This window comes from Vibrio sinus (genome assembly GCF_023634645.1).
Classification (GTDB): domain Bacteria; phylum Pseudomonadota; class Gammaproteobacteria; order Enterobacterales; family Vibrionaceae; genus Vibrio; species Vibrio sinus.
This window is the reverse complement of the sequence record NZ_JAMKMR010000009.1, coordinates 18,225-37,752: the sequence shown is the minus strand read 5'-3', so window position 1 is coordinate 37,752 and position 19,528 is coordinate 18,225. Positions and strand designations below refer to the sequence as shown.

At 43.1% G+C, this 19,528-nt stretch carries 19 protein-coding genes; 6 read left to right on the top strand and 13 right to left on the bottom strand.

Annotated elements, in window-relative coordinates; genetic code table 11:
• Nucleotides 1-18: 18 nt before the first annotated feature.
• From M9194_RS10990 to pdhA, 3 genes are read right to left on the bottom strand one after another with little or no spacing between them, the layout of a single operon-like run.
• On the bottom strand, nucleotides 19-1,161 hold the full coding sequence (locus tag M9194_RS10990) for a dihydrolipoamide acetyltransferase family protein (protein WP_250612686.1): 1,143 nt from the start codon (nucleotides 1,159-1,161) through the stop codon (nucleotides 19-21).
• Nucleotides 1,158-2,141 carry an alpha-ketoacid dehydrogenase subunit beta gene (locus M9194_RS10985; RefSeq protein ID WP_250612685.1) on the bottom strand — a complete coding sequence of 328 codons (984 nt, stop codon included), beginning with the start codon at nucleotides 2,139-2,141 and terminating at the stop codon, nucleotides 1,158-1,160. Before M9194_RS10985 ends, M9194_RS10990 begins: the two co-directional genes overlap by 4 nt.
• Nucleotides 2,134-3,246, bottom strand: a complete 1,113-nt coding sequence (pdhA, locus tag M9194_RS10980) for a pyruvate dehydrogenase (acetyl-transferring) E1 component subunit alpha (protein ID WP_250612684.1) — start codon at nucleotides 3,244-3,246, stop codon at nucleotides 2,134-2,136. The genes M9194_RS10985 and pdhA overlap by 8 nt, the downstream gene beginning before the upstream one ends.
• A 647-nt stretch (nucleotides 3,247-3,893) precedes the next feature.
• Between pdhA and M9194_RS10975 the strand changes: the two genes are divergently transcribed.
• Nucleotides 3,894-4,307 (top strand): universal stress protein, encoded by a 414-nt coding sequence (locus M9194_RS10975; protein WP_250612683.1) that lies wholly within the window; start codon nucleotides 3,894-3,896, stop codon nucleotides 4,305-4,307.
• 111 nt (nucleotides 4,308-4,418) lie between these two features.
• On the opposite strand, the gene M9194_RS10970 is transcribed toward M9194_RS10975, so the two are convergent.
• On the bottom strand, nucleotides 4,419-5,060 hold the full coding sequence (locus M9194_RS10970) for an outer membrane protein (protein ID WP_250612682.1): 642 nt from the start codon (nucleotides 5,058-5,060) through the stop codon (nucleotides 4,419-4,421).
• A gap of 343 nt (nucleotides 5,061-5,403) precedes the next feature.
• Nucleotides 5,404-5,994, bottom strand: coding sequence for a DUF938 domain-containing protein (locus tag M9194_RS10965; protein WP_250612681.1), 591 nt, complete (start codon nucleotides 5,992-5,994; stop codon nucleotides 5,404-5,406).
• Nucleotides 5,995-6,261: 267 nt separating this feature from the next.
• Here M9194_RS10965 and M9194_RS10960 point away from each other — a divergent pair, with 267 nt between their 5' ends.
• Complete coding sequence (locus M9194_RS10960; protein WP_250612680.1) at nucleotides 6,262-7,899, top strand: methyl-accepting chemotaxis protein; 1,638 nt, start codon at nucleotides 6,262-6,264, stop codon at nucleotides 7,897-7,899.
• Nucleotides 7,900-7,972: 73 nt separating this feature from the next.
• Here M9194_RS10960 and M9194_RS10955 read toward each other — a convergent pair whose 3' ends face one another.
• The gene (locus M9194_RS10955; protein ID WP_250612679.1) at nucleotides 7,973-9,190 is read right to left on the bottom strand and encodes an MFS transporter; all 1,218 of its coding nucleotides are present in this window, start codon (nucleotides 9,188-9,190) and stop codon (nucleotides 7,973-7,975) included.
• A 97-nt stretch (nucleotides 9,191-9,287) separates the two neighbouring features.
• On the opposite strand from M9194_RS10955, the gene soxR reads away from it, so the two are divergent.
• Nucleotides 9,288-9,746, top strand: coding sequence for a redox-sensitive transcriptional activator SoxR (gene soxR, locus M9194_RS10950; RefSeq protein WP_250612678.1), 459 nt, complete (start codon nucleotides 9,288-9,290; stop codon nucleotides 9,744-9,746).
• A gap of 82 nt (nucleotides 9,747-9,828) precedes the next feature.
• A complete protein-coding gene (locus M9194_RS10945; RefSeq protein ID WP_250612820.1) occupies nucleotides 9,829-10,371 on the top strand; it encodes an NUDIX hydrolase in 543 nt (180 codons plus the stop codon).
• Between the two features lie 34 nt (nucleotides 10,372-10,405).
• Here the strand turns inward: M9194_RS10945 and M9194_RS10940 are convergent, their stop codons facing one another.
• From M9194_RS10940 to rplY, 3 genes are all read right to left on the bottom strand, one after another.
• On the bottom strand, nucleotides 10,406-11,407 hold the full coding sequence (locus M9194_RS10940) for a S66 family peptidase (RefSeq protein ID WP_250612677.1): 1,002 nt from the start codon (nucleotides 11,405-11,407) through the stop codon (nucleotides 10,406-10,408).
• A 113-nt stretch (nucleotides 11,408-11,520) separates the two neighbouring features.
• Nucleotides 11,521-12,819 (bottom strand): MFS transporter, encoded by a 1,299-nt coding sequence (locus M9194_RS10935; protein ID WP_250612676.1) that lies wholly within the window; start codon nucleotides 12,817-12,819, stop codon nucleotides 11,521-11,523.
• A 415-nt stretch (nucleotides 12,820-13,234) separates the two neighbouring features.
• The gene (gene rplY / locus M9194_RS10930) at nucleotides 13,235-13,513 is read right to left on the bottom strand and encodes a 50S ribosomal protein L25 (RefSeq protein WP_250612675.1); all 279 of its coding nucleotides are present in this window, start codon (nucleotides 13,511-13,513) and stop codon (nucleotides 13,235-13,237) included.
• A 375-nt stretch (nucleotides 13,514-13,888) separates the two neighbouring features.
• Between rplY and M9194_RS10925 the strand changes: the two genes are divergently transcribed.
• Together M9194_RS10925 and M9194_RS10920 are read left to right on the top strand one after the other, a co-directional pair.
• Entirely contained in the window at nucleotides 13,889-14,614 is a 726-nt protein-coding gene (locus tag M9194_RS10925) for a glycosyltransferase family 2 protein (RefSeq protein ID WP_250612674.1), read from the top strand.
• Between the two features lie 23 nt (nucleotides 14,615-14,637).
• Entirely contained in the window at nucleotides 14,638-15,222 is a 585-nt protein-coding gene (locus tag M9194_RS10920; protein ID WP_431769404.1) for a DedA family protein, read from the top strand.
• A gap of 29 nt (nucleotides 15,223-15,251) precedes the next feature.
• Here the strand turns inward: M9194_RS10920 and M9194_RS10915 are convergent, their stop codons facing one another.
• The 4 genes from M9194_RS10915 to radD all read right to left on the bottom strand — a co-directional run bounded on the left by M9194_RS10915 (nucleotide 15,252) and on the right by radD (nucleotide 19,471).
• Nucleotides 15,252-16,598, bottom strand: coding sequence for an ATP-binding protein (locus M9194_RS10915; RefSeq protein WP_250612673.1), 1,347 nt, complete (start codon nucleotides 16,596-16,598; stop codon nucleotides 15,252-15,254).
• Nucleotides 16,588-17,247: a response regulator transcription factor gene (locus tag M9194_RS10910; protein WP_250612672.1), complete on the bottom strand. Its 660-nt coding sequence runs from the start codon at nucleotides 17,245-17,247 to the stop codon at nucleotides 16,588-16,590. The genes M9194_RS10915 and M9194_RS10910 overlap by 11 nt, the downstream gene beginning before the upstream one ends.
• A gap of 11 nt (nucleotides 17,248-17,258) precedes the next feature.
• Nucleotides 17,259-17,648 (bottom strand): PepSY domain-containing protein, encoded by a 390-nt coding sequence (locus M9194_RS10905; RefSeq protein ID WP_431769403.1) that lies wholly within the window; start codon nucleotides 17,646-17,648, stop codon nucleotides 17,259-17,261.
• A gap of 80 nt (nucleotides 17,649-17,728) precedes the next feature.
• The gene (radD, locus tag M9194_RS10900; protein ID WP_250612671.1) at nucleotides 17,729-19,471 is read right to left on the bottom strand and encodes a DNA repair helicase RadD; all 1,743 of its coding nucleotides are present in this window, start codon (nucleotides 19,469-19,471) and stop codon (nucleotides 17,729-17,731) included.
• Nucleotides 19,472-19,528: the final 57 nt, after the last annotated feature.

Below are 19,528 nucleotides of genomic sequence, written 5' to 3'. Positions count from 1 at the left end.
TGTTATAAGGCCTGTGTTTTAATCCACGCTAGGCTGTTGCAAATGCTCCACCAAGACTTTAGTAAAGCGTGCGGCTTCTCCGCCTGTACAGGCACGATGGTCAAAAGTGACCGAAATCGGCAATGCTTTGGCTTCAGTAGCTTCGCCATCTTTCATGATGACTTTCTGCAAAATGCGCCCCGCACCAACGATGGCAACTTGTGGTGGAGAAACTACAGGAGTCGCGTAGATACCCGCAATAGCACCGAAATTGGATAGGGTGATAGTGGCATGCTGAAGTTGCTCTCTGCCAATTTTTCTGTTGCGAATACCTTTGACTGTGGCATCTAGCCATCCACGTGTGGCGTCGGGAGAAAACTCATTAGCATGACGCAAAACAGGTACATACAAGCCATGTGCACTGTCGACGGCAATACCTACGTTTACTGCGCTGTGGACGCAGCGAGTCATAGTATCTGCGTCAAACCATGCGTTTAACGCAGGCTCTTTTTGGCAGGCGTGAACAATGGCTTGAATTAAGCGAATCGAAATGTCTTCTTTAGGCTTCCAATCAAGCAATAGTGCTTCTTCAGTAATCGTAACTGAAGCAACGTTATGGTGGGACTCCGTCATGGTATTAACCATGGTACGTCTGGCACCTTTTAATACTTCGGTTCCTGGGATCTGTTTTTCATATTGGTCGTAAACATCGGTATCAACAATCAGGCCTTCTGGGCCGCTGCCTTTAATGCCACCTAAATCGATACCTAATTCTTGGGCAAGAAGTCTCGCAGAAGGAAGGGCTGTAATTACTTGATCGGGTGAATTGTGAACGTTGCTGCCAATCCAGAAGTCATCCACGTCAACTTGGTGAGATTGATGTGAAACATTGCCCACCACTGTGGCGGCGTCTTTTTTCGTTGATGCACTAGATGTAGTTGCAGACTCAAGCTCTTCTATTTCAAGCAGTAAGCTACCGACATTGATCAATTCACCTTCTTCACCGTGGCGGCTAACAACCTTGCCGCTGTATGGTGCTGGTACTTCTACCATGGCTTTGGCGGTTTCAACGGTGAGCATGATTTGGTCGACTTCGACGGTGTCGCCCACTTTCACATGCCATTGAACAATCTCTGACTCTGCTAAACCTTCTCCTAGATCCGGTAACATGAACGACTTCATTTCCACCCCTCCATCAACTCTCTTGCTGCGAGCACTATGTCGTCTTTTTGAATCATAAAGTAATCTTCGTTTCGGTAATAAGGCATAACCGTATCCATTCCTGTAACGCGTTTTGGTGGTGCTTTGAGCAAGCACATGGCAGATTCAACGGTGCGTGAGACTATTTCTGCTCCGACACCACAAGTTTTGCTGGCTTCATGGACAACAAGTAGACGTCCAGTTTTTTCAAGTGACTTCAAAATGGTATTCATATCAATGGGTTTGATACTAGCTAAGTCGATCACTTCGGCTTCGATGCCCTGTTTCGAAAGTGCATTCGCAGCTTGTAGAGATTCAACGACACATGCTCCCCAAGTTACTAGGGTCACATCACGACCTTTTCTTAAGGTAAAGCAGGTATCGAGTGGCAACGCCTGTCCGTTATCTTCCACGTTGGATTTAACGGTACGATAAATGCGTTTTGGCTCGAAGAACATCACAGGATCATTGCTTCGAATAGACGCGAGTAACAAACCATAAGCGCGTTGCGGGGATGATGGAATCACCACTTTAAAGCCAGGAATGTGGGCAAATAGAGCCTCAACGCTCTCAGAGTGGTGCTCTGGGGCGTGAATCCCGCCACCAAAAGGTGCACGAAATACCGCAGGGCAACCCAATCGGCCTCGAGTACGGTTTCTCATTCTAGCCGCATGACAGATAAGGTGCTCTAAAGCAGGGAAGACGAAACCTTGGAACTGAAACTCAGCCACTGGTCTTAACCCTTGAGTCGCCATACCCACAGATACACCACCGATGAGCGCTTCAGCAAGTGGAGTATCGATAACACGTTTCAAGCCATGCTTCTCTTTTAGCCCGACTGTGGCACGAAAAACACCGCCGTTGTCACCTACATCTTCACCCAGCACGACCACTTTTGAGTCGCGTTCCATTTCATGATGCAAAGCGAGGTTAACTGCTTCAACTAACGTTAGTTCAGCCATGATTGCCTCCTTGCATGCGCATTGCTTTGTTGATGATGTAATCACGTTGTTTTTGCATTTCAGAGTAGGGGGATTCGTAGAGATGATCAAAGGCAGTTTCTGGTGCTTGGGTTGTGGTATTGAGATAGTTCTCGACCACTTTTTCAATTTGCACCTTACACTGTGCGAGCCACTCTGTTTCTTGCTCTTCTGACCAAGCGTTTTGGCTCATCAAGAATTTTTTCAGACGTACAATGGGCTCATACTGCCAAGCGGTTTGCAGCTCATCCTCGCTTCTATATCGCGTGGCGTCGTCCGCAGTTGTGTGGTCGCTGAGTCGATAGCTCACCGCTTCTATCAAGGTTGGGCCTTTGCCTTTTCGAGCACGGTCTAATGCTTTGGTGATTGCGTCATACATGGCAACCACGTCATTGCCATCGACGGTGATACCCGGCATTCCTGCGCCTTTTGCTTTTTCTGACAAGAAGTCGGCCGCACATTGAAGTCGTCTAGGAACGGAAATGGCCCACTGGTTATTGTTCACAACAAACACTAACGGCACATTCCAAGTTCCGGCACAGTTTATCGATTCTAAAAAGTCCCCTTTGGACGTTGCACCGTCTCCGCAGGTGACTAATGCCGCATTGTGATCGCCTTCTATCTTTAATGCTGCAGCCACGCCCACTGCGTGAGTACATTGAGTGGCGATAGGAACGCAGAAGGGCAAATCTCGGCTATGCTCTTTGGAGTCAGAAGAAGGCTCTGTGTCGATAGAATCGTAATCACTACCTCGTTCATCGCCTCCCCAATATTGTAAGTTTTTCTCCATTGGGATACCGCGAACCCACATAGCAGGCAGATCACGATAGTATGGGACGAAGACGTCTTCTTTTTTTAGCCCTTTACCTATAGCAATGCCAATTGCTTCAGCACCAAGGTGGGAAGGGTATGTACCTAGTTTACCAGTTCGTTGTAGGGCGACAGCTTTGTTGTCATAGACACGAGTTAAGACCATGTCTTTATAAAAGCTTATCAGGGTAGGTAGATCAGCCCACGCGGGTAATTCATCAACGCAATTGCCGGAATGGTCGATGAAACGATGCATGGGTAAAGCCTGTACATTCATCTCTTGCTCCTTGTTTACTGCCTCACCGGTGAGGCAATCTGGACACGTTTAAATGTAAAAACTGATCACGAGAGTCATATGATAATTGTTGTTCAAGTCTCGTTGGTTAGCAAAATACTATTCTGGAAAAACTATCAGAGCTACTTTATTTCGCTACTAACGCTACCATTTCTAGTGATGAATCTCGATATGCCAGCTATATTAAGTGTAACCAAAATGTTAACTTTTGCTTGAGATGGAGATCGGAAGATCAGTAAACTTATACTTACACAGGGCAAAAACAGTAGAAAGTTTCAGTTTCTAAAATGTCATTTGTTAAAAATTGAAAACTTTCACTACATTCCGACGAAAATTCATAACATTATTATGCGTTAAATGTGACCAAAATCGTAAGTTTGTTCGATTTTTATACTAAATTGTGCAAATTGAGCCTATTGGCACAGAATAATCTGTTGCCAAGTGGAAGACGATATGAATGTAAAAAGGGGAGTAAGTGGATTATCAAAAAGGCAGGCGAAATTGGGGTGTAACTAAGCGTACAAATGGAGAGCAGAGTGTAGTATAAAAATATTGCTTAAGATCAGAGTTTTACTGCCAAAAAATGATGTATGGTGAGCCTCTAATAACACGATGAGAGGACGTCAGATATGAGTTATCAACATATACTAGTTGCTGTCGATTTATCAGAAGAAAGTAGTGAGCTAGTAAATAAGGCGACTGCGCTTGCCAAGCCTTTGGGGGCTGAGCTATCGCTAATCCATATTGATGAAATATACCATGAGAGGTACATAGGCTTAGTGGATATCAATGCTCAAACCACCAAGATTTCCGAGCGCTCAATCGCCTTGCTTGCAGAAAAGGCGAACTTTCCAATTAAGCACACTTTCGTAGGAAGCGGAAGTCTGACAACTGAGCTGTGTCACACGATTCAGGAGTTCAATATTGACCTCCTTGTGTGTGGCCATCACCAAGATTTTGTTAGTAAGTTTTTATCGAGTGCAAAGAAATTGATTCATCACACTCCTGTCGACACTCTCGTTGTGCCTTTAAACAATGATTAGGGTATAAACTTGTCCCGGAAGGCTTTCGTCCGGGACAAGTACGCTCCGCTGTTACTTGAAAATACAATTTATAGCATTTCGAATTAACATTGGCTCTGCAGGGGAATGCTTTTAGAAATGTTCCGTCACAGAGAACGTCAATGTATTGGTTTTTAGTCGAGCATGATCATCAACGATGCCGAGGTATCGATATTGAGCCCCAACGCTTAAATCATCGGTTAGTCGATAATTGGCTCCGAGTACGCCTTGCCACGCTAGGCCGACATACCCACCACCGCCATCACTGAAGTCTTCGTTATCACTGGGGTTAGCGTCCTTCATCTCTCCATCGGCGTATAATAATGCAGGCCCAGCTCCTAACCCAATGTACGGTGTTAGTTTAGAGGCGGTTTCGATGTCGTAATAACCGTTGAACATCCAATCAACATAGTGAACGTTACCTGACTCGACTTTTGCTGCGAGTCCATGGCTATTATGGATTTCCGCTTTTTTTAACTTAAAATACGAATAATTAAAGCTGGTGCCCAAACGCCAACTTCCATAATCGTAGCCCAATACCACGCCTATAGTCGGTGCGCCGTTCAGCTCGATATTCATATTTTCTGGTTTGTTGTCGACGTCCGCGTCTTCAGCATACAATTTTGTTGGTAAGGAGTATCCTAAATGCTCAGAAATATACCACCCTGTAGGTTCTGATGCGTAGCAATTGGTTACGGCCAATAATGGCATAACACTTAGTAAAAAACGCTTCATATTAATCTCGGTGTATTAATTTTTAAAGTTGGTAAGATTTAAATAAACTATTAATATCCCTATAGTTAGTACCTTATTAAGTACTATATTAAAGTTGATAAATCTGCTATCAACTCGAATACCTTTCAAATACATATATTATGTATTAATAGATTTATTAAGAATGGGTGTTTTTACTTAAGGTTGGAGACGCGGGTTGTTTAAATAACTGGATGGTTTGGTGTTTTGGACTATTCGCTGGAATAGGGTATATAAGAGTGGACAATTTAATACGTTATATATGCCCGAGTTACTTCAATGTTGTTTTGAATATTGAAGCAACTTGGTCCAAATACCTGGAAAGTTAAGCCTTTGATTTCTTCCAAACCAGTAAAAAATTATTCGCTGGCATAGCAATTTGCTCAACCAGTTCTAGCCCTTTGCCCCATAAAGTAAGCTCTTCGATATCACGAATACCGCCATAGCCTCTTTGCTGCAGCGACAAGTCAAATTCATGGTTGCTTTCACTGGTATATTCACCATCAACTTTCATTGGGCCATATTGGCAAAATGTCCCTCCTTCTATGAGGTTCAATGACACTAACTCCATCATTTTTTTCGCTTCATGTGGTTGCATGATATGGGCTGTGTTGGCGCTAAATACGCAGTCAGCGTTGATGTTCGGCCAGTCATCTCTACCAACGGTAAAGTTAATAGGACGCGTAACATTATCTAGACCAGCGTCGTCTATCCATTGGTTAATGCTGTCGTGGTTGTCTGGCATATCGGTGGTATGCCATATGAGATGAGGCAACCTTTTTGCAAAATAGACGGCGTGCTGTCCTGTGCCAGAGCCAACTTCTAACACCTGTTGTGCCGTTTTAAAGTGTTTGGAAAGTTGCTCAAAAATCGGTGTTTGATTTCTGTCACATGCGGGGCTGAATTGTTTTGTCATGAGGATAAAACCTAGAAATGGAAACGTAATTTAGTCTTCTGATTCTGGTCCCATGAGTCAAGAGATTTTTAAACTATACGCATAGCGAATCAAACTATTAAATTGTTATAAATATCAATAATAAAGATAGGATAAACAAATGTATGATTTCGTGGGTTTTCGACTGGAAGACTGGTGTTTAACTGCTACTTTTATGGTTACAAGAATTGGAATGAATGTATCCAAATAACTTGGGAACATATCAATACTTAGGCTAGGGAAATCGACATGATGAAAGGTAAGTTGAATCAAATATCCATTGCGGCAAGAATCTGGATAATACTTTTGCTGTTTGCCGTTGCCTTATTTACTAGCGTGATGTTTGATGCGCAGAAGACTCAGCAGTTAATGCGAAAAAACTACGAACGTGGCGTGACTAACTTGGTGGAAAGCGCACGTGGTATTGCTCAGCATTACTATCAATTGAGCGTGGAGGGCAAGCTTTCTGTTGAAGAAGCCAAAAGTGAAGCGCTTAAGGCAATTTCAGCAATGAGGTTTGACGGTGGTAATTATATTTTCGTCATAGATAAAGATGGTATTGAAATCGCGATTCCGATCAAATCTCTTCTGGGCAAGAATGTGATGGGGCTGAAAGACTCTCAAGGTAAGCTGTTTGTGGTGGATCTTTTTAAGACGGCAAAAAGCGGTGGTGGTTTTGTTGACTACACGTGGAAGCAGCCAAACAGTGATACTATCCAGCCTAAGAGAAGTTATGTCGCTCAATTCGACGGCTGGGGCTGGGTGATTGGTAGTGGGATGAATATGGTTGCCTTAGCTGCTGAAGTGCAAGGCGCTAAAGCAAGCTCCTACCAGCAAGCCGCCATCATCTGTATTGTCTTTGCTGTAGCTTTGGCATTCTTTATGAAGTCAATTACTTCTCCATTGAGAAAAACCGTTAAGGCGATGAGAAACCTGTCCAAAGGAGAAGGTGATCTCACTCAGAGGCTGCCTGAAGATGGCGGGCCTGAATTGTCCGAGCTATCCCGAAGTTTTAACCAATTCGTTGAATCGATTCAAAACATCATGAAAACGATTAAAGATGTTGGTGATCATGTCTCCACTTCGTCTATTCAAGTTTCTGATTCAATTAAGAATATCGACTCTAGTTTAGGACGGCAGAAAGCCGATGTAGATGAACTTGCAACCTCAATGAACGGAATGCTGGCTACGGTGGAAGATGTGACTGCACGAACTGTTGAAGCTAATGAAGCGAGCAGCTTGGCAATGGCGGAGGCCCATGGTAGTCAAAGTATTATTCAAAAAAATGTGTCTGAGGCTGAGAGGTTATCTGAGGAAATTCGCAGTGCAAGAGACGTAGTGACCAAGCTCTCTGAAGATGCCAAGAACGTCGATACCGTACTTGAAGTGATTCGAGGGGTAGCGGAGCAAACCAACCTACTGGCGCTGAACGCCGCCATTGAATCAGCTCGAGCGGGTGAGCATGGACGTGGATTTGCTGTTGTTGCAGATGAAGTAAGAACGCTTTCGGTGCGTTCACAAGACTCAACCATTGAAATACAAAACATCATAGAAAAATTGCAGCAAGACGCAGAACATGTTGCCAATACGATGAATAGTGGTGCCAAAAAAGCCGTTGATGCGTCAGCGTTGTCAAATGAGGCTGGTGAAGCACTAAATAGAATTGACGCTGAGGTGAAGAAAATTGAGCAAATGAATCGCTACATTGCGCAGACATCTGAAAATCAGACGCTGACCGTTAAAGACGTTAACCACAATGTTGAAAGCTTGCGAGAAATGTCAGCCAGCGTTTCATCCGAATCTTCTCAAATGGCGCATGCGAGTGAAGATTTGAAGCAATCATCAGAAAGGCTTGTTCAGATGATTTCTCGCTTTAAGCTTGCTTGAGCCCCAGCATTGGCAAAGCAGTGAATATATTGCTTTGCCATTTCTGTTGGTGTATCAAACCGTCACTGGCCCATTATTGGACAGCTATCGGCCCACTGAAAGACATCTTCTTACTTAAAAGCATCATGGAAGTTGAGGCTATTACCATAACAATTGAAACGATCATAAACCCTGAATGTATATGGTCTTGATGAGACAAAAAAGCAATCAATACATAGCTCAGGCTTTGCATCATCGATGAGAACATGGCAATGATGCCATCAATTCTACCGCGTTGCTCAAGGGGGACAATGTGGTGCATCCAATTGGTTCTAGAAATTCTGTTTAGAGCATTAAATATCCCGAAAACAAAAATCAGCGCGACAATCATCTGAGGTTGGGAGAAGATCCCCATTGCAAACAGCAAAGCGGCGAGAATCATCATTGAATTTTGCATTAGCTGAGTATGTGAAAACCGGTTCAGTAGTTTTACGACAATCAAACCTGTAACCAAAGATCCTAACCCGAAAGCGATATTATACGAGGCGAACCAGCTTCCAGAGACAGCTAGCTGTGAAAACCAAATTGGAACCAATTTGCTTAAGTAAGTGAGCACTGGGTAAGCCAAGCATGACAACAATATAAAAAGGTATACCTCTGGATTAGAAACAATGAGCTGTTTGCTTTCGCTTAGTTGCTTTGTAAGCGGCTGTTTTTGTTTTTCTGGTCGTAGCTTTTGCGTATAAGGAGTGAGGATGTAACTTATGGTGCCGATTGATGCGCAAATAAAGGCGAGCAGTGAAAACTGAAAAACGCCCCAAGATTCCAATAAAATGACACCTAACGCGCCTGAACCCAAGGTTGTGACCTGCAGCACCACTTCTTGGTAGCTAGAGATTTTAGCGTATTCACTTTGGTTGTAGTTCTCTTGGGTAAACGCGTTGTTCGTGCTCCAAGCCATGTTGCTAGATACCCAATACACCACATAAGTGATCGCAAGTATCGCGTCGGAATGCATGCCATATAGGTAGAAAAGTGCAAGAACTCCCGCTGTGGCCGCTTGTAAAACTTGAATGTTAACTAATATGGCTTTTCGAGAGTGCCTGTCGATAAAGGCGGAGTACCAAGGAGTAAGCAAAAATGATGTCAGCGTACAAGCGAGTGAAAGCAGTGCGACAAAGGTTCCCATTCCTCCTTGTGCTAACAATAGCCAAGGTAGCGCCATCATGAAAAGGCCAGAGCTGATACCATCAAAAAAGCGGCCAAATAGATAAGGTGTTGATTTATTGAGAGCCACAGAGAATTTTCGCATAGCCTTCCTTTCCTTAAAGAGATCAAATGATAGCCAAGGCTAATTCCTCATGTTAACTTGAGGTCAAGCGTTGTTTTTAAGTTTGCGGGAGAGACATATGGACATGAGTGTTGGCGAAGTGGCAAAAAGGGCGGGGGTCAGTGTGGCAACGTTACACTTCTATGAAGACAAGGGGCTGATTCATAGTACGAGAAATGCTGGCAATCAAAGACGATTTCAAAAGCCAGTATTGAGGCGCATTGCTGTCATTAAAGCGGCGCAAAATGTAGGAATGACACTTAAGGAAATTTCCGATGCACTTGGTTACCTGCCCAAACATAAAGCGCCGAGTCGCAAAGATTGGGAAGAGCTAGCGCAAAGCTGGCATGAAAAAATAGAAAGCAAAATAGAGACATTGCAAGCCTTACAAACTCAACTTGGTAGCTGCATTAATTGCGGTTGCTTATCTTTGGAAAATTGTAAGCTTTATAATCCTGATGACACCAAAGGGGTGACCGAACCAGGCGCTAGGTTGATGAAACCAAGCGGTTCAGTGTCAGACAAGACTTCAGAGTAGTAATAATCAGCGATTACGTTAGAATAGCCAACTTTGTTGCCTCGATCATCTTAGGTGAAACTTCATGTCGTTAACTTCATCAATGCGTTTATTGCATTCCTCAACACATCCAGACCTTAAAGATTTAAATGGCCGTGTTTTTCATCGCAAGGCAGCACGGGGAATTATCTTAAACGGTGATAGCATCTTGATGCTCTATACAGCTCGGTATGATGATTATACCTTGCCGGGCGGAGGCGTAGACGAAGGTGAGAACATTGCTGCGGGACTCATACGAGAGTTGCAAGAAGAGACAGGAGCGAAAAACGTTCGTAATATCCAAGCATTTGGCCTTTATGAAGAATTTCGTCCGTGGCACAAACCGGACTTTGATATCGTACACATGGAATCCTACTGTTTTGTGTGTGAGATAGACGCTGAACTCGGCGAAACTAAGTTGGAAGATTACGAGATCAACAATGGAATGGTGCCTAAGTGGATCAATATCTATGATGCTATCGAGCACAATGAGAAGACGATGGCCACCAGTGATAAAAAAGGCATGTCTATAGAGCGAGAAACGTTCTTGTTAAAGCGTATCGTCCAAGAGCTGTTAATGAAAACAGAGTTAGAGCAGGTGGTTTAGCACCAGCCTGCCTATTGGTTTCCTCACTAGCACGTTAAAGGCAACAAGGGCTTTCGAGTTGAATTGTTTTATGATCGAAGTGAATACTAGCCTGTACACCGATAGGGGTTACTAGCATCGGGTGAGTATGACAACTGTCAAAGCCATATAATATAGGTAGTTCTTGCCCTTGAAGCACTTCCAGTAATACATCAAGTGGTGTTCTGCCGGTATTTTTATCATCAAACAATTCGTGCTTGCCCAAAATAATGGCCGACACTTTATCGAAAATACCACACGCTTTGAGATGACAAAAAGATCGCTCCACTTCTTCAATACCTTTCAGCGAGTCTTCAATAAGCAAGATATCACCTGGTAGAATTTCGGGCATATAGGGGCTTGCCCAAATGCCTGGCATGGTGTTGAGGTTCCCGCCAATTATCCGCCCCGTTACACTACCAGAGCCTAAAAATTGCCACTGGTTTTCCTGTACGGGTTTCGCTGCATTTTGTGTTGCCCAGTCAATTCTCACATCTGTCCATTGTTGTGGCATATCATACCGGTAGGGTAGGCTCGGGCGCTGGCAAAGCAGCTGAAAAAATGATTCGAACGTTTCGTCTACCAGTGGTGGAAATTCGCCAAAAGAGGCAACTAACGCCGGGCCATAGAAAGTGATGATTCCGGTTTGAGCGTAAATGCCCAGAAGCAGTGCAGTAACATCCGAATACCCAACAATAATTTTAGGGTCATTTTTGAGTGCTTCGTAATCGATGTAGGGAAGTATTGCATTGCTATTGTATCCACCAATCGTAGACATAATACAGCGAACACTTGGGTCTCGGATCAGCGCATTAAGCTCCTCAGCACGTTCACATATTGACCCTGAACGATAACCGTCACTTTTTCCCGTTAATAGTCCAGCTTTTAGGTTGAAGCCTTTTGCTTGCAAATAACGTTTTGCACGTTCAAAGCGGCTTGGGGCAAATACGGTTGCAGGCGATGATGGAGAGAAGAAACCTATGCAATCACCTGGCAGTAGTGGCTTGGGTAAGATCATGAGTTGGCCAATTTAGTTAATCACACTTATGTCCTCCGAACTTTAATATAAAAAGAATTCCACAATCAAGTGAAATTCTTTACTATCAATAGGATAAGATGCCTAAAGCAAGGTTATATTTGGTTGAGGTTAGATTGATAGGATTGTTTGATAGAGTTATCTGGTCGATGGAATAAAAGTGACAAAATCACCGAAGATAAACCAAATGCAACCAGTAGGAACAACCCAGATTTAAATGTACCAGTAAATTGGACTAAGTAGCCTGTGATAATGGGAGCGACGATGCCTGAAACGGCAAAGCAGGCTTCCATAATCCCAGTTGCTGTTCCTGCTCGTTTTTTAGCGACATCAATATTGATGGCTGTGTAGTTGGCATTGGCACTCATACTGAAGCCAACGGCAAGGGATATCAAGATAGCTGCCATCATAAGACTAGGGTGATGAATTAGAACTAGTGGAATAATACACAGAGAAGCGAGCAGCTGTGAAATAATAATAGGGTAGGATCGCGCGAGTCTTAATCTTTTAGTTTTAATCATTAGGAAGTCTGAAAAATACCCAACACCCCACATGAATATTGCGCCAAACGCCCAAGGAGCGATAGAAAAGAAGCCTTCTTGCTTAATATTTAAATGATAGGTTGTGTGTAAATAGTTAGGTAGCCACCCCATAAAAAAGAACAGAAAATAGCCGAATACGAAAAATGCCCAGTAATTAGAGAGCAGTGTTGGGTTAGTTAACATATAACGCCAAGATACTTCTGAGCCATCGAGATCTTTTTGATTTTCGGATATGTCTTTATTAATAACTGACAGCTCATTTTGGCTTACATGTTTAGACTCTTCTGGAGTATTTTTAAATAGTTTTAGCCAGAATGGAACCCAGACAAGCACAACGGCACCCAAAATAAAAAACATGCCACGCCATGTGTAGTGGACAGTCAGCTCGGCGATAAGTGGTGAGCCTATGGCAAGAGAAATCGGCACTGCGAGCAGGCCATAGGAAAGAGATCGTCCACGTTCGGCATGAGGCAACCAGTTGGACATCGTTTTCGCCATCGTTGGAAAGTTTGGACCTTCCGCTAGCCCAAGCAAGATACGAGAAGCAAACAGCATAGCAAAACTAGAGGTAAGGGCAGTTGTGAACATGGCAATAGCCCAAAAAATAGCAGAAACCACCAACACGGTTTTTGGCCCAAATCGGTCAACGAGTATTCCACCAACAAAGGTGGTAATGAGATAGCCTATACCAAATCCCCCTAAGATTAGACCGATCTCAGATTTTGATGTATGAAGCTCGTTAAATGCAAATGAAATAGAAGCGCGGTCAATATAATTAATAATTGTTACTAAGAAAAGTAAAGCAACGACTACTCTCCTAAAGTTCGAATTTATTCTTTTGTTACCTACCATTGTATTAAGTACCTATATTGTTTCAAACAAGTTTACTTACATTGTGAATAGTGCAATATTATTATTTTTTATAATTTGCAATATATACAATGTCCGCTTTTATAAATTCTGATTATGCTAGCTACTTGGCGAGGCTCAATATATATATGAGTTGATATTAATTCGGTTCAAAATATGATAACAATATTCTTTACTAATAGAGAGTATATATATTTATTTCCGTATTTATATAGTTGGGCTACTTTAAGGCAAGGGTTGCAGTTAGATAGGTAGGAATTAGTAGCGGCTCAAAATGACGAAACCCTCGATGTTGGTAGCATCGAGGGTTTCTAATTTTTTGATATTTCGGTTGGTAAAGCCGAAAATCATTTATGCAAAAGGCTGGATTTAATCCGGTAAATTCTTTGGTAGAGAATTAGATACGGATGAAGTCCATGTGCTCAACTTTTGGCTTGTAAGCGTGACGTTGAACGTCTTGTGGCTTAACCTTAACTTCTTCGCCGCCGATCACTAGAGTGATTGCTTCGTAGAACTCAGGCTTATCCATTTGGTTGATTACATCGTCATGGTTTAGAGCGATGGATACAGGGGCAGCTTCACCACCGTAAACAACTGCTGGGAATTGGCCAGCGTGACGTAGGCGGCGGCTCGCACCTTTACCTAGTTCAGTACGTACTACTGCTTCAAATTTCATAGTTTTACTCTCAAATTAGTAAAAAGTTAACTCGCACATTGGGCAATGCGACCTTGCTCAATGCGTGGGCTTTGACCGTTTCTATAAAAGAAACCATCAAAGTGAGCGCGGATACTATCATTCTCTAGAGCTCAGAGCAACTATAATCCATTCTGATTTCCATACTAGTAACATAAGTTTCAATACATTAGCAAAGCGTCTGCAAACTGCCGTAACTAGCTGGCTTTGAGGGTAATACCTAACGTTAAAATAACTGTCATAAGTCTGCATTACTGTATGAACGGAAAGTGAACCGCATCATCACTATTGGTTAAGTGAGGTTAGCGTAGTTTGGTCGTATACCCAAGTAAGCTAATTAGAAGTAAGGAGTAGGCGATGAGTAAATTAAGCGTAGTTGTAATTACTCTAAATGAAGAAAAATGTATTGGTCGACTCATGGATGATTTGAGTAAGCAAAACTTCAGGGATTTCGAAGTAATTTTGGTTGACTCAGACAGTGACGATGCAACTTGCGAAGTGGCAGCAGCTTACGAACCAAGTTTACCAGAGTTAATGATTCATAGAATGGATACGCGTGGTGTTAGCCTTGGGCGCAACACGGGTGCAAGTTTAGCAAAATACGAGCGACTATTATTTCTCGATGCGGACGTGCGTTTGGACCCTGAATTTTTAACCAAAGCAATGGATCAGCTTGAAAAACGAAAGCTAGAAGTCGCGGGTGTGTTTATGGGAGCCAAGAGCTTATCATTGACTCACAAATTAGGTTATTCACTTTTTAACCTTGGTCTATTTTCAACTCAGTTTGTGTTCCCTACTGCAGTCGGTGCCTGTATTTTTTCCACTCGGCGCGTACATAATGAAATCAATGGTTTTGATGAAAAAATCATCTTATGTGAAGACTGTGACTATGTAAAAAGGGCAGGAAAAACGTGGCGTTTTCGCTTTTTACATTTAACGTTTGGCTTTGACCCAAGAAGGTTAGATCAAGATGGCATATTTAAAATGGGGATGACTTATTTAAAAGCGAATGTACGCCGTCTTTTTTTCGGAGAAATGAAAAACAATGAGATGGAATACAAGTTCGGCCATTATAATCAGTAACAATCCATCAACAGATCAATTTAATGATTGAAAGTGTTGGGTTATTTGTTGGTGCGTTTTTAGACGCACTGATAGGACCAAACCTATTTGTGCCTGGTGAGCCATTTCTGCTAGCTGCAGGTTATCAATTACATCAAGGCAGTTGGTATGGTGTGCTTGCTGTCTTTCTTGGTAGCTTTATTGGCGATCAGGCGAGCTTCATCTTGGGCCGTAGTATTGGTACTAAGGCACAGAAAAAAATAGTTCGCTGGCAGCCCAAAGCTCGGCGACCAATAGCGCGTTGCCGTATCCTACTGCACAAACGTGGCAACTATGTCATGACGTTTGCCCGTTTGCTCGGCCCGGTTGCTTGGGTGGTCCCTTTTGTCGCGGGTTCTAATCATATTCGATGGACGCGCTTTACTATGTACTCTTCGATTGGGTTAGTTTTAGGCGTCGGCCAATTTATATTGTGGGGCTATTTGCTCGGGGTAGGAGTCAGCCAGCTATCACTGCTAAACAATCTTGAACAGTTTGCGCAGCATAACCAACTTTGGCTGATGATCGGCGTGCCTGTGATGGTTGCGGTGTTAATCATGTTAGTCAGAAAGCGGAAAATGAGTCGATAAAGTTGAGGGCCGCAGCCCTCATCATGGGGTTAGGTAGTGGATGCCAATTTAAGTGTGAGTGTTGCTTTTAAGCCACCCATTTTTCCTCTCTCTAGCTCTAATGCCCCACGATAACTATGGGCCATTTCACTTACTATGTTTAAACCTAGTCCTGATCCTGGTGTTGTTTCGTCTAGCCTCACACCACGCTTTACCACGTCTTGGTAGTTATCATCCTTTATGCCGGGGCCATCGTCTTCAATGATGATTTGTACGAGATTTGATTCTAGAGTTTCACTGTAAACACGAATTACAGACTTCGCCCATTTATAGCCATTCTCTAGTAAATTTCCGACCATTTCATCTAGGTCAGTTGGGTCAACAGACACCTTAAGTTCGGAATCCAGCTCATTGATTAAAACGATATTTCGACTTGCATACACCTTGTCAAAGGCGAGGGAAATTGCGTCAATACGTTCGCTGATGGGGGCTTTTACCGATAATATATTCATTGAACCTGCCATTCTGGCTCGGCCAAGGTGATAGTCAATATGGTTTTGGATTTGTTTAACGGGCTGAGTTAGCTTTTCTCTTTCCGGCTCTTCTAACTGGGTCACTTCATTTTTTAGCACAGACAGTGGTGTTTTAAGTGCGTGAGACAAATTACCCGCGTGATTTCTTGCTCTTTCTAGCAGCTCTTGATAGTGGAAAATTAGCGCATTGAGATCAGCAACAAGAGGAGAGACTTCTTTAGGGTAACTTTCATCTAAAGAGCTTTGCTCACCAGATTTTAGTAAACCAAGTTCTCGTTTCATTTTGTTTAATGGCTTCAGTGACCAGCCTACCTGAAGACGAATGAGTACTAGCACACCAATGTATAACGCAGCTAAAATCAGCCACAATTGACCTTTTAGCTGCTGTATGGTCTTTTCTAGTGGCCTAACAGTTGAACCGATAATGACTGTTACCGGATTAGGAAAATCGGGCAAATATACAACTTGGGATAAATAAACCAGTTCTTCCCCTTGAGCACCTTTGATAATCGTTTTGAGTGGTGTTTTCTTGATTTCTAGGCGCTTATCCCAGAGTGAGCGTGAGCGAAGTGTTTGTTTCCCTGTGGTAATAGACCAATACAGGCCGCTATAGGGGCGAGTAAACCTAGGGTCAGACAAGCGCGTAGTTAATGCGATCTTTCCATTTTTTACTTCGATATTGGCGACGATTTGATCCATATAGAGGCTAAGCTGGCTTTTAAGATCTTGAGTTAAATAATTTTTCACTAATAAAGGCATGCCAAAGCCAGCGGCACAAATCATAGTACTTAACCATAATAATGCGGCTAGGAGTAAACGATTTTTTAAGCTTAATTGTTGGATGAAACTTTGCTTAGCCCGCATTCAATTGGTATCCAAGTCCACGAACGGTTTTGATGACTTTAGGCGCTACTTTTTTGCGGATGCGGCCAATAAACACTTCAATGGTGTTGGAATCACGATCAAAATCTTGTTTATAGATATGCTCTACCAGTTCTGTTCGAGAGATAACTTTTTCTGGATTATGCATGAAGTAAGCAACGACTTTATATTCTAGAGCGGTAAGGCTGATCGCTTGTCCTTGCCAAAGGACTTTTGACGTTCGGGTATCCAAACTTAGATCGCCAATTTGTAATACTGGAGACGCGTTACCTGATGCTCGGCGAAGGTGGGCACGAATACGAGCAATCAATTCGGCCATCTCAAATGGCTTAGTTAGGTAGTCATCTGCACCAGAGTTGAGCCCTTCGACTCGCTGAGACAATGTATCTCTGGCGCTTAGAATAATGACGGGCGTATTAATGTTTTCATCACGAATGCCTTTAAGGACGGTCAGGCCATCAAGCTTAGGCAGGCCTAAATCCAACACTATGGTGTCCCATTCTTCAGAGGTGGCTCTGTATAGTGCGTCAATGCCATCTTGAGATAGTTCAGGCACCCACCCATTTTGCTCTAAAGTTTCAATGATTTGTTCGCCTAGACGTGGCTCGTCTTCTACTACGAGTATTTTCATTTAGTGATGCTCTATCTTTTGATAATTTCTAGAATATTATGACCTTTCACTTCCATTAATGCTAATGTCGTTGCGTTATATTTCACCTTCACAACATTATGATTATGCACTAATTTAAGTTCATAGAACCATTGACCGTCGTCTTCTTCTAGCTCGACTTTAATGACTCGGCCGTTTAATTCAGTATCAACAGCATCATATAACTCAGAAAATGGTTTAATCAGACCTTTTTGAACAGCGTCATACACTTCGTCCTGATCTTCGTCGAATTTTACGCTGGTGCCTGGTTTATAGGTATCTTGAACCAATTCGTGGCCATTTTGGTGGCCTGGATCTGCGTACGCAGGAACCATATGCATGCCAAAAATCAAAGAGGCAGATAAAATGGTGATGTTTCTCATTGGCATATTAAACCTTGTTATTTATGTTTCCCTAATATAAACCAGGTTATATTAATCGAAAATGAATTCCCGATGATTCATTATTTGCTTATGAGCTCTTCCTCAAATATTTTATCTCTAATCTTCCAGAATCGGCCTGCTTTGCGTGCGATGATAAACTGGGGAGGCCGGAAACGGTGCTGATTTCGTTCAACTTTTGTGGGGGAGTGATCGTCAAATGGTCGATGTTTATCCGCAAGGTGAGAACGAACGAACTTTTCTTTAAACGTTTGCTTTTGTTTTTTGGTTGTCAGAGACCAAAATTCATGAACTTGCACTTGTTCTGCGCCAAGGTAGGTGACTTTCAAGCTTTGTTTATTGTTCTCACCTTTAAAGACAGACAACAGCATATCCTCACACTCAAACACGAGCGCATCTTTTAAGTTGAGTGCTTCTTTTAGTTTTTTATCGGGGTCAACCAAAGTGGCGTCGCATTCATGACATATACGAGCGGCAATGTCATTGTCAGCACCACATTCATTGCAATACTTCGCGCGGAAACGATACCCACAATGCTCACGCTCGTTAGTCTCTTCATCGAAAAAGTAGCCTTGGCATCGGCGGCCAAAGTGCTCTAACAAAAAGCCATTGGAATCTAGCTTACCCCAAAAATTGTTGTTGAAGCCGCATGCTGGGCAGGGGACAGTCACTATTTCACTGTCTGGATCTGGCTTGGGTTCACCGACTTCTGGCTGATATAAATCGTAATTATTGCCTGCGTAATCTAGCACTAAGCATTCTGTTTTCCCAGGCGAAAGCCTAAGCCCTCTGCCGACGATTTGTTGATATAAGCTGACCGATTCTGTGGGCCGTAATATAGCAATCAGATCAACATGGGGCGCATCGAACCCGGTTGTCAGGACAGACACGTTAACCAAGTATTTCAGCTCTTGAGATTTAAAGCGCTGGATAATGTCATCACGCTCTGGAGTGGGGGTATCACCGATAACAATGTCCGACTGATGCTCGGGCAGGAGAGCATAAATTTCCTGAGCATGACGGACCGTGGCAGCAAAAATCATGATGCCTTTTCTGTTATTTGCCATTTGTAACACTTGGCCGATGATCTGTGGCGTCGCCCGCTTTGATTGCTCGATGACCATGTCCAATTCCGCTTCCTTAAATCTTCCGGTATTGGCGGGTTTAAGTTGCGAGAAATCATAACTTAGTACAGGAGCATCAATGAGTTTGGCCGGAGTGAGAAATCCTTCATCTAATAGGTAGTTAATCGGAAGCTCAAAGATACAATCGCGAAAGAACCGGGGTTCTTCAGTGCGAACTTGTCCACGAGTGTGATATTGGTAAATCCAGCCCATACCTAGGCGGTAAGGGGTTGCGGTTAGGCCTAGGATTTTAATGCCCGGGTTGTGTTCACTTAGGTGAGTGATCACTTTTTGATAGCTACTGTTTTTGTTGTCGGGAACTCGGTGACATTCATCGATAACGAGTAGGGAGTATTGATTTTTAAACTCTTCTAGATTGCGAGCAACGGACTGCACAGATGCGAATACGACTTGCTGATTGGTCTCTTTTCTACCCAGTCCAGCGGAAAATATGGCCCCTTTTAGTCCATACCCTTCGTATTTTGCGTGGTTTTGCTCAACCAGCTCTTTGACGTGAGCCAATACCAATACTCTTCCTTTTGCTAATCGTGCTAACTCAGCGATGACCAGACTTTTGCCTGCTCCCGTAGGCAATACGATCACTGCGGGCGTCGAGTGTTTCCGAAAATAGTGAATGACAGCTTTGACAGATTCAGCCTGGTACGGGCGAAGAGTATACATATAGAGGCAACTAACAAGAGAAAGATGAGAGCGTTAGATAATATACTAATTGGATAT

What these genes read in the sequence shown, in the direction of transcription:
- M9194_RS10960 (WP_250612680.1), top strand. Translation starts at nt 6,262, where the DNA reads ATGATGAAAGGTAAGTTGAATCAAATATCCATTGCGGCAAGAATCTGG.
- pdhA (WP_250612684.1), bottom strand. Translation starts at nt 3,246, where the DNA reads ATGAATGTACAGGCTTTACCCATGCATCGTTTCATCGACCATTCCGGC.
- M9194_RS10920 (WP_431769404.1), top strand. Translation starts at nt 14,638, where the DNA reads ATGATTGAAAGTGTTGGGTTATTTGTTGGTGCGTTTTTAGACGCACTG.
- M9194_RS10910 (WP_250612672.1), bottom strand. Translation starts at nt 17,247, where the DNA reads ATGAAAATACTCGTAGTAGAAGACGAGCCACGTCTAGGCGAACAAATC.
- M9194_RS10915 (WP_250612673.1), bottom strand. Translation starts at nt 16,598, where the DNA reads ATGCGGGCTAAGCAAAGTTTCATCCAACAATTAAGCTTAAAAAATCGT.
- M9194_RS10955 (WP_250612679.1), bottom strand. Translation starts at nt 9,190, where the DNA reads ATGCGAAAATTCTCTGTGGCTCTCAATAAATCAACACCTTATCTATTT.
- M9194_RS10905 (WP_431769403.1), bottom strand. Translation starts at nt 17,648, where the DNA reads ATGAGAAACATCACCATTTTATCTGCCTCTTTGATTTTTGGCATGCAT.
- M9194_RS10945 (WP_250612820.1), top strand. Translation starts at nt 9,829, where the DNA reads ATGCGTTTATTGCATTCCTCAACACATCCAGACCTTAAAGATTTAAAT.
- M9194_RS10990 (WP_250612686.1), bottom strand. Translation starts at nt 1,161, where the DNA reads ATGAAGTCGTTCATGTTACCGGATCTAGGAGAAGGTTTAGCAGAGTCA.
- M9194_RS10965 (WP_250612681.1), bottom strand. Translation starts at nt 5,994, where the DNA reads ATGACAAAACAATTCAGCCCCGCATGTGACAGAAATCAAACACCGATT.
- radD (WP_250612671.1), bottom strand. Translation starts at nt 19,471, where the DNA reads ATGTATACTCTTCGCCCGTACCAGGCTGAATCTGTCAAAGCTGTCATT.
- M9194_RS10925 (WP_250612674.1), top strand. Translation starts at nt 13,889, where the DNA reads ATGAGTAAATTAAGCGTAGTTGTAATTACTCTAAATGAAGAAAAATGT.
- M9194_RS10970 (WP_250612682.1), bottom strand. Translation starts at nt 5,060, where the DNA reads ATGAAGCGTTTTTTACTAAGTGTTATGCCATTATTGGCCGTAACCAAT.
- M9194_RS10935 (WP_250612676.1), bottom strand. Translation starts at nt 12,819, where the DNA reads ATGGTAGGTAACAAAAGAATAAATTCGAACTTTAGGAGAGTAGTCGTT.
- rplY (WP_250612675.1), bottom strand. Translation starts at nt 13,513, where the DNA reads ATGAAATTTGAAGCAGTAGTACGTACTGAACTAGGTAAAGGTGCGAGC.
- soxR (WP_250612678.1), top strand. Translation starts at nt 9,288, where the DNA reads ATGGACATGAGTGTTGGCGAAGTGGCAAAAAGGGCGGGGGTCAGTGTG.
- M9194_RS10985 (WP_250612685.1), bottom strand. Translation starts at nt 2,141, where the DNA reads ATGGCTGAACTAACGTTAGTTGAAGCAGTTAACCTCGCTTTGCATCAT.
- M9194_RS10975 (WP_250612683.1), top strand. Translation starts at nt 3,894, where the DNA reads ATGAGTTATCAACATATACTAGTTGCTGTCGATTTATCAGAAGAAAGT.
- M9194_RS10940 (WP_250612677.1), bottom strand. Translation starts at nt 11,407, where the DNA reads ATGATCTTACCCAAGCCACTACTGCCAGGTGATTGCATAGGTTTCTTC.